Raw genomic sequence first — 9802 nt, forward strand, 5'->3', positions numbered from 1 at the left:
GCGAGCCGTGGAATGTCCGTGGCCCCGACGACGCTGGACTGCGCAGGCATCGTCCTGCCTACCGTGAAGGAGGGTTCACCATGAGGGCCACGCCGTCCTCCCCCGGGTCGTCCACCCCACCGACCGCGGTCCCTTCTACCGCCACACCCCCCTCCGCGGGTCCGCGCCCGCGGCCACAGCCGCGGATCGACATTCGCCGGGCGGACGACAGAGCGGCGACGCGCGTCGGCTGGCTCGACTCCCACCATTCCTTCTCGTTCGGCCATCACTACGATCCGTCGAACACCCACCACGGTCTGCTGCTGGTGAACAACGACGACACGGTCGCTGCCGGGACCGGGTTCGAGACCCATCCGCACCGGGACATGGAGATCGTCACCTGGGTCCTGCGCGGATCGCTCGTGCACCAGGACTCCACCGGCCACTCCGGCGTCATCTACCCGGGACTCGCGCAGCGGATGAGCGCCGGTCGCGGGATCCTGCACTCGGAGAAGAACGACTCCTGGCGTCTCGACGGCGGCGGGGAGCCGCATGACGAGCCGGTGCATTTCGTCCAGATGTGGGTCGCACCGGACCGCCGGGGCATCGACCCCGGCTACGAGCAGCTGGAGATCGACGACGAGCTGCTACGCGGCGGCCTGGTACCGGTGGCGTCCGGGATGGCCAGGCACCGCGGGCAGAGCGCGATCACGATCAGAAACCGGTTCGCGGCCCTGTGCGCCGCCCGGCTCAGCCCCGGTCGGGACATCAGGCTTCCCGAGGCTCCCTACCTGCACCTGTTCGTGGCGCAGGGCGAGGTGACGCTGGAGGGGACGGGTGTGCTGCGCGCCGGGGACGCGGTCCGGTTCACCGCGACCGGCGGTCAGCGGGTCAGCGCCTCGGCTCCCGCCGAGATCCTGGTCTGGGAGATGCACGCCGATCTGGCCGACCTGTCCGACCTATCCGACCTGTCCGGTCTGGCATGATCGCGCGGCAGCCGAATTGTGGGGAGCCAGGCACGGTCCAGGGACCGCAGACCGTGCTCAGGTCCCCCAAATTCACCGGCCGACGGCCAGCCGGTCCTGATGGGCGAAGAGCTGGTCGTGCATCTCCCAGAACCGCCCGTGCGCCGCGGTAAGCGCGTAGGGATGGACGTCGAACACCGGGAAGTGCCGGAAGACCAGCCGGGCCTGCCCCTGCGAGGTCTCGGTGAACTCGTGCAGGACGGGAGCCGCCCGGGCGCAGTACGGGCATTCGAAGTCAGCATACTCGACGACGACGACCGGGGCGTCGGCCGGCCCGCGGGAATGGCGGAACGGGCCGATCGGCACCGCGGGAGCGGCGGTCCCGGTCAGGGTGGATCCGGCCAGGTCACGATTATGACCACCCCGTCGCGCCCCCACCCGCCACCGTGCCGACGGGGGCGGATCGCCAGTGCCGAGGTGGTGAACAATTGGCAGCATGGGCGACCAGCGAGATCCCGGCAGGCGGGAGCGACCTCGGCCGGACTGGGCGACCACCGGGGCGGCCGATCCGCCGAACCCGGCCGAGCCACCGCCTCCCGCCGGACAGGCACATCCCGCCGCACCACCGCCTCCGGCGGATCCGCCGCGTCCCCTCGATCTCAACGCCGACCTTGGCGAGGGTTTCGGGGTCTGGCGCCTCACCGAGGATGAAGCCCTGCTCGACCTGGTCACCAGCGCCAACATCGCCTGCGGGTTCCACGCCGGTGACCCCGCGACAATGCGGCGGACGTGCGAGCAGGCGGTCCGCTGCGGAGTCCGCATCGGCGCCCAGGTCAGCTACCGCGACCTCGCCGGCTTCGGTCGCCGCCGCATCGACATGGACCCCGACGATCTACGTGACGACGTCCTCTATCAGCTCGGCGCGCTGGACGCCTTCGCCCGGACGGCCGGCGACCGGGTCCGCTACGTCAAGCCGCACGGCGCCCTCTACAACGCCATCGTCACCGACGAGGAGCAGGCGCAGGCCGTCGTCGAGGCCATCCGCTGCTACGACGCGACGCTGCCGGTCCTGGGCCTGCCCGGATCGGCGTGGTTGCGGCGCGCGAGCGAGGCCGGCCTGACCGCGGTCGGCGAGGCGTTCGCCGACCGCGCCTACACGGCCGCGGGCACTCTGGTCTCCCGGCGCACGGCCGACGCCGTCCTGCACGATCCCGACGTCGTCGTCGCGCGCGGCGTGCGGATGGCGGTCAAGGGCGTGGTCGTCAGCCGGCAGGGCACACCGGTGGACGTCGGCGCCCGCTCTCTCTGCGTGCACGGGGACACGGCGGGCGCGGTCGAGCTGGTCAGACGGCTACGCCAGGCCCTGCTCGACGCGGGTGTCCCCCTGATCCCGTTCAGCTGAGAGGATCGCGATGCGCATCCTGCCCTGCGGTGACGAGGCACTGCTCATCGAGGTGGCCGGCCTGGCCGAGGCCGAGGCCCTCTACGCGCGGCTGCGGCGGATCGCCCCGGTCGGGATCATCCAACTGGTTCCCGCGGCGCGGACGGTGCTGGTCGCGTTCGATCCCGCGGCGACCGACGCCGGGCGCCTGAGCGCCGCCCTGCTGCGCGCCGCCGGGGCTCAGCCCGGCACGCCCGGCCCCGGGCCGCAGGCCGGTCCCCCGCTCAACCGGGACGTCGTGACGATACCGGTGCGCTACGACGGCCCCGATCTGGCCGAGGTCGCCCGGCTCAGCGGACTGACTCCGGCGCAGGTCGTGGACCGGCACGTACGTGGCGGGCACCGGGTCGCGTTCTGTGGCTTCGCTCCCGGCTTCGCCTACATCGCGGGCCTCGACCCGGCGCTGCGCGTGCCACGCCGGGACAGCCCGCGCACCCGGGTCCCCGCGGGCGCGGTCGCCATCGCCGACGAGTTCAGCGGCGTCTACCCGCGGACCTCGCCCGGCGGATGGCGGCTGATTGGCCATACCGACCTGCGGGTCTTCGATCCCGGCCGGGAGCCGCCCGCCGTGCTGGCCCCGGGCACGCGGGTGCGGTTCATCACCATCACCATCACCATCACCGACGCCATCGCCGACGCCGACGCTGCCCGGGCGGTGTCGTGATCGAAATATCATGATCAAGATTTCATGATCGAAATCGTCGCACCAGGCCCGTTCGCCACGGTCCAGGATCTCGGCCGGTCAGGGCTCGCGCACCTGGGCATCACCCGGTCCGGCGCTGCCGACCGTCGCAGTCTGTTGCTGGCGAACCGGCTCGTCGGCAACGTCGCGACCGCGGCGGCGGTCGAGCTCACCTACGGCGGCCTCATCGCACGGTTCACGGATCCGGCGCTGATCGCGCTGACCGGCGCGCCGTGCCCGCTGGAACTCGCCGGTCGCCAGATCAGCATGTACTCCCCGGTGGACGTGCCCGCCGGCGCGCTGCTGCGGATCGGGGCACCCGATCGGGGCCTGCGCACCTACCTCGGAATTCGCGGGGGGATCGGTGTCCCGCCGGTGCTCGGCTCACGATCGAGTGACACCCTCTCCGGGATCGGTCCGCAACCGCTGACCGCCGGTCGGCAGCTGCCGCCGGCGGCCGACAGCGCGGACCCGCCGACCGTCGACCTCGCCCCGCTCGCCCAGTACCCGGACGAACCGACCCTGCGGGTCCTCGCCGGCCCCCGCGACGACTGGTTCACCGCGGACGCGCTGCCCACGCTGTTCTCCGCGTCCTATGAGGTGACGGCCCAGAGCGACCGGGTCGGCGTGCGGCTCCTCGGGCCGGCGCCACGCCGCCGGATCACCGCGGAGCTACCCTCGGAGGCCGTCGTCACCGGGGGGATCCAGATCCCCCCGGACGGGCGGCCGGTCCTCTTCCTCGTCGACCATCCGGTCACCGGGGGTTATCCCATGCTGGGCGTCGTCGCGTCCGAGGATCTGCACCTGGCCGCGCAATGCCGGCCCGGCCAGCGCATCCGGTTCCAGCCTTACCACGGCTGGACCACAAGATGACAGGCGAGGAGCGCCACCCGCGAAATTCGTTATCTTTGCTCGTATTGCTCCCGGGGGGGGAGACCCGAGGAGGCCTTATGGGTTCGGTTCGATTCACGACCGTCATCGCCGCCGCGTCCGTGGCCGCCCTCGCAGCGGCGCTCACCACGGCCTGCCAGGCGTTTCCCGCCGGCAAGGCAGCGTCGGCGACGCCGTCTACGGGAGCCCGGGCCGACCAGGAGATCACGATCGCCGCGACTCCCATCCCGCCGCACCCGTCCGGGGCGGCGCACACGGAGCTCACCGCGGGGTCGTTCGCCCAACCACCACGCAGCCGCACCCGGAACCGGTCGCGGAGCCGGCGAGGACATCGCCGACGGCGTCGTCCGGCCTGTCCACGGCCACGGCCCCGCTACCGCCACGGACCGACGAACCGCCCGCGGGCCTGCCGGACGATGCCCGCCTGCCGGTTCCGGTGCAGGCGCCCCTCGTCGCACCGGGCACGAGCGCCCCCGCCCCCGCCCCCGCTCCCGCTCCGGCTTCGACGCGGACGCCGCCCGTCGCCCCGCCCCGGACCGGCACCGAGGCCGCCGAGGTGGTCCGGTTGACCAATATCGAGCGGGTCCGAGCGGGCTGCGGCGCGCTGACGGTCGACGCCCGGCTGGCAGCCGCGGCGCAGGCGCACAGCGCCGACATGGCGGCGAACGGCTACTTCGGTTACACCGGCAGGGACGGTCGCGGCCTCGACAAGCGGCTGGCCGCCAACGGGTACACCGCCGATCTCATCGGGGAGAACATCGCCGCCAGATCGCTCACCGCGGCTCGGACCGTGCAGATGTGGATGGACAGGGCCGATCGGCGGACGACCATCCTCACCTGTGCCTTCACCGCCATCGGCGTGGGCTACACCACCGGCGGCGCGTACGGCACCTACTGGACGCAGGACTTCGCCGGTGCCGACCCACGAAACCACTCCGGGTCGAGACGCTCAGCCCACCCTGAGGCGCACGGCCGGCCCTGAGACGCACGCTTCCCCTGTTCCTCCCGACGGATCCTTCCGTCAGTGGTGGCTGCGGCGCCGATGACGGCCGAACGCGCCCGTGCGTTCCTCGGCTCCCTCGGCCGGAGCACCCTCGGCCGGAACGCCCTCGGCCGGGACCGAGGCACTGAGGCGGTCGCTGGGATAGACCTCCGGCTCCGCCAGGGGGCCCGGGCGCATGGCCGCCTGCTCCCGGAGTTCCCGCTGACGGCGCGCCGCGGCCACGTCGCGCACCCCCCGCACGCTCAGCCGACCCCACGCGGTCGAACCGAGAAAGAGGATCACGGCGCCGAGGCCGTAGAAGAAACTGATCCAGACGAGCGCCTGCCGGGCGGACCCACCGACCGGCCGGCCGAGCGCGCCGAGGCCCCAGGGGCCCGCCAGCGTCGGGCCGACGACAAACCAGGCGCCGGCGACAATCGCGAGCCACGCACCCAGCGCGGCGGTGCCCCGAGTGGAGCTCATCAACAGCAGGAACCCACCGACGAACGCGGCGGCACCCGGCAGCACCTCCAACCAGAAACGGGCCGACGTCCAGGTCCAGGCGCTGTTCGGGGTGAAGGCGAAGTCGAAGTACGGCCCGATGAACGGAATCAGCGCCCCCCACACTCCCAAGAGCATCAGCAGCAGACCACTGACCGCACCCCGGCTGCGGGGAATGTGCCAGGCGCCCAACCAGGGGGAGTCGATGTCGGCGACGTGGGTCATCGGGAGCTCCTTCCGTGGCCAACGCCAGGAACGTGCCCCGCCCGGTGCCGATGAACCCTCGCCGGCGACCAGTCACCACCCGGCGCGCGGAAGAGCCGGGCGGTTTCCCGCCCGCGTCGACGATGACCGACTGGGCGCGGACCATCTCGGCCCGGATCTGCGCCGGTGTGCGATGACTGAACGGCTGGGCGCCTCCACGGGCGTTTACCGTCTCCGACGTACTGGCGGCGACGAGGTGCTTCAGGTTGACCGCGGCGTTGGCGTCACGGTCGATCATCAGCCCGCAGGACTGGCAGGCGAAGATACGGTCCGACAGGGTGAGGCTTGGGTTTCGCCCGCCACAGCCGGAACAGGTCTTCGAGCCCGGCCACGTGCAGGTCCTCGACGACCACGCCGTCATGGCTGGTCGTAAGCCTGGTCGTAAGCTTGCGCAGCCCGTCGCGGCGCTGGTAGGCGACGCGGGCATGGAGGCGACCGAGGGTGGCGGCGCGTCTACGGCGACCGGCACTGCCCGGCCGATCCGGGACAGCTTCACGTGCCGATCCCCAGCCGGCCCGTAGGCGCCGGTGGTGTAGCGGAACGAGTCGCGGGCCTTCCCGCGTTTCTTGAACCGGGGAAAGCCGCCCCGGCGGCCCTTCCGCGTGCCCGTGCGGGAGTCGGTGACGTTCTTCAACCCGCGGGCCAGCCGGTCCAGCCCGGCGCAGGACGTCGAGCATCCGCGGTGTCCACACTGGATGCGGACCGTCGTCGATCGTCAGGCGACCGCGTCCGCGGGCGCTCCCCACCGGGACCGACAAATGTTCCAGTAGACCATACATCGGAAATCACCGTTGAAAGCGAGACCAAGCCGACAAGAAGCCGTTCGGCCCGCAGACGTGACTACTCCGGAGGATGTTGATCGCCGCGTTCACGCAGGTACTGACCAGGAGGAAGGCGCGGGGGCGCGGACCGCCGACGGCCCTGAAAGCCCGGCGAGACGGTACCCATCGTGCACTCATCCCACGTCAGGCCCTACCACGTCAGGCCACGTCGGTGTCATGCCGTGGATCGGGCGCGCCCTTTCGCCAAGCATGATGTTGAGGCCACGATGTCGACAATCCGGACGAATCGCCGTCTGTTAACATAAATATGCCACACAGTCCACCGATATCCGACGATCATTAGGCAACGATCGACGCTCGCTGTGCAGGAGGACCGCTCATGGCATGGCCAGCCGCTCCGGCGGGAACCATCCCGGGCACGTCCGTCGCCGGGGCATCCACCACGGAGGCCACCCCGGACCCGGAGCCCCCGGTCTCGCCCGCCCACATCCCGGCCGCCCCGGTCTCGGCCACGCCGGGTTCGGCCGCCGCGTCCCCGGTCGGCCAGCGGGTGCGGGTACCCAAGACCGCGGAACTCGTCGCCAGCCAGCTGCGGCGGCGGATCATCCGCGGCGAGCTCAGCGAGGGTGACGCCCTACCGCCCGAACCCACGCTGATGGCGCAGTTCGGGGTCTCGCGCCCCACCCTGCGCGAGGCGTTCCGGGTGCTGGAGGCGGAGGCGCTAATCTTCGTGCGGCGCGGGGCCCACGGCGGCGCGCGGGTCCCCACCCCGAGCCCCGAGGTCGCCGCGCGCTACGCCGGTCTCGTCCTCGAACACCGCGGCGCCGCCCTGGGCGACGTCCACCAGGCCTGTGCCGTCGTCGAGCCGCCGTGCGCGGCGCTGCTCGCCGAACGGCGTGATCCCGCCGACGTCGCCCGGCTACGCCAGCTCCTCCACGAGGGTGACGAGGCCGCCGACCATCCCGTCGCGCTCGCCTCGGCCCAGGCCGCCTTTCACCTGGCCGTGGTGGAGCTGACCGGAAACAAGACACTGACCGTGATCACCGGGATGCTCCAGCATCTCGTGGAGCTCACGAACAGCCACGGCGGTCGCCCCGGTGCCGACAACCGTCCGGAGGAGACCAGTCTCGCCGCGGTCGCCACCGATGACCGATCGTCCGCCCGTGCGACCCGCCGGATACACGCCACGCTCATCGACCTCATCGAGGCCGGCGACACACAGGGCGCCGCCGATCTCTGGCACCGGCACCTCGCCGCCCCCGACCACGCGATCCCCGGCGGTCCGGCCGACCGGTGCGTGCTGGACCTGCTCAGCTGAATCAAACTGCTGAATCAAACTGTGGAGGGTTGGTCACGGTTTCCAGGCCGCCGGCCGTGCATTAACCCTCCACATTTTCGACGGATCGACGGACCGACGGATGGTGGGCGGCGGGCCACACCGTCCACTGGGTCACCGGCCTCGCCGGGCGCCATCCGGTGAAGCCACCGATCGGGACCGCCCGACTCACTGACAACCGGACCAAATCACCGCCCAGGCGGGCGTGCCAGGAGACGAGGAGCGCCTCGGACTCGAGGGTGACGGCGTTGGCGACGAGCCGGCCACGTCCGCCCAGCGCCGCCCAGCAGGCGTCGAGCAGCCCGGGGGTCGTAAGGCCGCCCCCGATGAAGACGGCATCCGGCGCCGGCAGCCCGGCCAGGGCCTCGGGCGCCCGGCCGGGCACGATCCGCAGCGCCGGCACGCCGAGAGCCGTGGCATTGCGCCGGATCCGGTCGGCGCGCTCCGCCCGCGGCTCGATCGCGATCGCACGACAGGTGCCATGGGTGCGCATCCACTCGATCGCGATGCTGCCCGAGCCCGATCCGACGTCCCACAGCAGTTCGCCCGGGACCGGTCCGAGCCGGGCCAGGGTCACCGCCCGGATCTCCCGCCTGGTGAGCTGACCGTCGTGCTCGAACGCGTCATCAGGCAAGCCCGGCGTCCGCGGGCGGTGCGGGGCGGACGGCGTGGGCACCGGCTCGACAGCGACGACGTTGAGGTCCGCCGGCTCGCGCAACGGCACCTGCGGCACGACCGACCCTTGCGGCACGACCGAGGCGGCCCCGCCCGGGTGCTCCACGGCGGCCCAGGCCCGGGCACCGGCCTCGACCCAGGCGGAGGCGGGGGCGCTCTGGCGCGCCTCGTCCGGCCCCCCGAGCCGGTCGAGAACCGTCAGCAGGCTCTCGCCGTACCCGCGCCCGACGAGCAGGGTGGCGAGCTCGACGGGCGTGGCCCGGTCAGAGCTGAGGACGAGCAGCCGTCGACGCGGCGCCAGTGCGGCCTGCACCTGCGCGAGGGGGCGCCCAACCGCGCTCACCACGTCGACGTCGTCCACGGCCCACCCGAGCCGCGCGCAAGCCAGGGAGAGCGACGAAGGATGGGGCAGGACCCGCACCCGGTGCGCTCCCAGCAGCCGGACCAGAGTGGTGCCGATCCCGAAGAACATCGGATCACCACTCGCGAAAACACAGAGCTCACCCCGCCCCGCCTGACCGCCGGTGCCGGCGTGCCCGGCCAGCAGGCGGGGCAGGGCCGGCAGCAGCGGGGACGGCCACGGCACCCGCCGGCCTCCGACGGGCTGGCCGTCGATCCTTTCGGGCACGAGGGCAAGCTGGCGATCGGCGCCGAACAGCACGGCCGCCCCGCGCACCACCTCACGGGCCGTCGGCGCCAGCCCCGCCCAGCCGTCGGCCCCGATACCTACCACGGTGACGCGCACAGCGGAGGGGATTGAGTCGGCACCGATGTCGGCGGAGCTGGAGTCGGCACCGATGTCGGCGGAGCTCACCGGCCCGGGGGACCCGAATCTGGTGACGTCACCGGATCCGGGCGCGGTCGCCGACATGGCGGCAGTATCGGTCGCCGACGTGGCGGCAGTATCAGACACAACAGGCGAGCGTAGCGCGTCGGTCAGGAGGATCAAGAATAGCTGTGCGCCTCGTCCGGACAGACCTGGTCGGCGACCTCCGCCACCTGCCGCGCAACCGCGTCCCACCGAGCCGCGGCGGGTCGCGGGTATATCAGCCGCCGCCGGGCACGGAGGCCACCGACGGCCAGGGGATGGAAAATCACCACCGTATCGGGTAGCAATTCCTAGTGAAATGCGATCCCCGACACGTTGCACGCCGGCTCCGCGATCGGTGTGGCCTTCGAAGTCCGGATCGCAGACGGACCCAGGAACAGGAAGAGCAGACATCTGTACGCCAGGGTACCAGGATCGCTCCGAGACCTGCGCATAGGATGGCCGGGTAAATTCTCACATGGCGGCTCTTCGAAGT

Annotated in this window: 9 protein-coding genes and 2 pseudogenes; 6 read left to right on the forward strand and 5 right to left on the reverse strand. The window is 72.1% G+C overall.

The annotated features are described in order from the left end of the window. Window positions 1-80 precede the first annotated feature (80 nt). Window positions 81-965, forward strand: a complete 885-nt coding sequence (locus tag AC08OU_RS18210; RefSeq protein WP_476605387.1) for a pirin family protein — start codon at window positions 81-83, stop codon at window positions 963-965. A 72-nt stretch (window positions 966-1037) separates the two neighbouring features. On the opposite strand, the gene AC08OU_RS18215 is transcribed toward AC08OU_RS18210, so the two are convergent. Beyond that, window positions 1038-1382 (reverse strand): DsbA family protein, encoded by a 345-nt coding sequence (locus AC08OU_RS18215; protein ID WP_462186023.1) that lies wholly within the window; start codon window positions 1380-1382, stop codon window positions 1038-1040. Between the two features lie 58 nt (window positions 1383-1440). Between AC08OU_RS18215 and AC08OU_RS18220 the strand changes: the two genes are divergently transcribed. The 4 genes from AC08OU_RS18220 to AC08OU_RS18235 all read left to right on the forward strand — a co-directional run bounded on the left by AC08OU_RS18220 (window position 1441) and on the right by AC08OU_RS18235 (window position 4940). Next, the gene (locus tag AC08OU_RS18220; protein ID WP_476601499.1) at window positions 1441-2346 is read left to right on the forward strand and encodes a LamB/YcsF family protein; all 906 of its coding nucleotides are present in this window, start codon (window positions 1441-1443) and stop codon (window positions 2344-2346) included. 10 nt (window positions 2347-2356) lie between these two features. Further along, window positions 2357-3049, forward strand: coding sequence for a 5-oxoprolinase subunit B family protein (locus AC08OU_RS18225; RefSeq protein WP_476601500.1), 693 nt, complete (start codon window positions 2357-2359; stop codon window positions 3047-3049). Between the two features lie 24 nt (window positions 3050-3073). Continuing rightward, window positions 3074-3940, forward strand: coding sequence for a 5-oxoprolinase subunit C family protein (locus tag AC08OU_RS18230; protein ID WP_476601501.1), 867 nt, complete (start codon window positions 3074-3076; stop codon window positions 3938-3940). A gap of 583 nt (window positions 3941-4523) precedes the next feature. After that, a complete protein-coding gene (locus AC08OU_RS18235; protein ID WP_476605388.1) occupies window positions 4524-4940 on the forward strand; it encodes a CAP domain-containing protein in 417 nt (138 codons plus the stop codon). A gap of 39 nt (window positions 4941-4979) precedes the next feature. Here the strand turns inward: AC08OU_RS18235 and AC08OU_RS18240 are convergent, their stop codons facing one another. The 3 genes and pseudogenes from AC08OU_RS18240 to AC08OU_RS18250 all read right to left on the reverse strand — a co-directional run. After that, on the reverse strand, window positions 4980-5666 hold the full coding sequence (locus AC08OU_RS18240) for a hypothetical protein (protein ID WP_476601503.1): 687 nt from the start codon (window positions 5664-5666) through the stop codon (window positions 4980-4982). A gap of 286 nt (window positions 5667-5952) precedes the next feature. Beyond that, window positions 5953-6132: pseudogene (locus tag AC08OU_RS18245) on the reverse strand (hypothetical protein); the annotation flags it as partial. Continuing rightward, window positions 6083-6484: pseudogene (locus AC08OU_RS18250) on the reverse strand (hypothetical protein); the annotation flags it as partial. The pseudogenes AC08OU_RS18250 and AC08OU_RS18245, both read right to left, overlap by 50 nt. 382 nt (window positions 6485-6866) lie before the next feature. Here AC08OU_RS18250 and AC08OU_RS18255 point away from each other — a divergent pair. Further along, window positions 6867-7805, forward strand: coding sequence for a FadR/GntR family transcriptional regulator (locus AC08OU_RS18255; RefSeq protein ID WP_476601504.1), 939 nt, complete (start codon window positions 6867-6869; stop codon window positions 7803-7805). 61 nt (window positions 7806-7866) lie between these two features. Here AC08OU_RS18255 and cbiE read toward each other — a convergent pair whose 3' ends face one another. Continuing rightward, window positions 7867-9369 (reverse strand): precorrin-6y C5,15-methyltransferase (decarboxylating) subunit CbiE, encoded by a 1503-nt coding sequence (cbiE, locus tag AC08OU_RS18260; RefSeq protein WP_476601505.1) that lies wholly within the window; start codon window positions 9367-9369, stop codon window positions 7867-7869. Window positions 9370-9802 lie beyond the last annotated feature (433 nt).

The sequence above is a fragment of the Frankia sp. CcMO1 genome (assembly GCF_977945845.1).

Excerpts from the sequence above, each read along its gene's own strand:
- AC08OU_RS18225 (WP_476601500.1), top strand. The coding sequence starts at position 2,357 with ATGCGCATCCTGCCCTGCGGTGACGAGGCACTGCTCATCGAGGTGGCC.
- AC08OU_RS18230 (WP_476601501.1), top strand. The coding sequence starts at position 3,074 with ATGATCGAAATCGTCGCACCAGGCCCGTTCGCCACGGTCCAGGATCTC.
- AC08OU_RS18220 (WP_476601499.1), top strand. The coding sequence starts at position 1,441 with ATGGGCGACCAGCGAGATCCCGGCAGGCGGGAGCGACCTCGGCCGGAC.
- cbiE (WP_476601505.1), bottom strand. The coding sequence starts at position 9,369 with ATGTCGGCGACCGCGCCCGGATCCGGTGACGTCACCAGATTCGGGTCC.
- AC08OU_RS18240 (WP_476601503.1), bottom strand. The coding sequence starts at position 5,666 with ATGACCCACGTCGCCGACATCGACTCCCCCTGGTTGGGCGCCTGGCAC.
- AC08OU_RS18255 (WP_476601504.1), top strand. The coding sequence starts at position 6,867 with ATGGCATGGCCAGCCGCTCCGGCGGGAACCATCCCGGGCACGTCCGTC.
- AC08OU_RS18210 (WP_476605387.1), top strand. The coding sequence starts at position 81 with ATGAGGGCCACGCCGTCCTCCCCCGGGTCGTCCACCCCACCGACCGCG.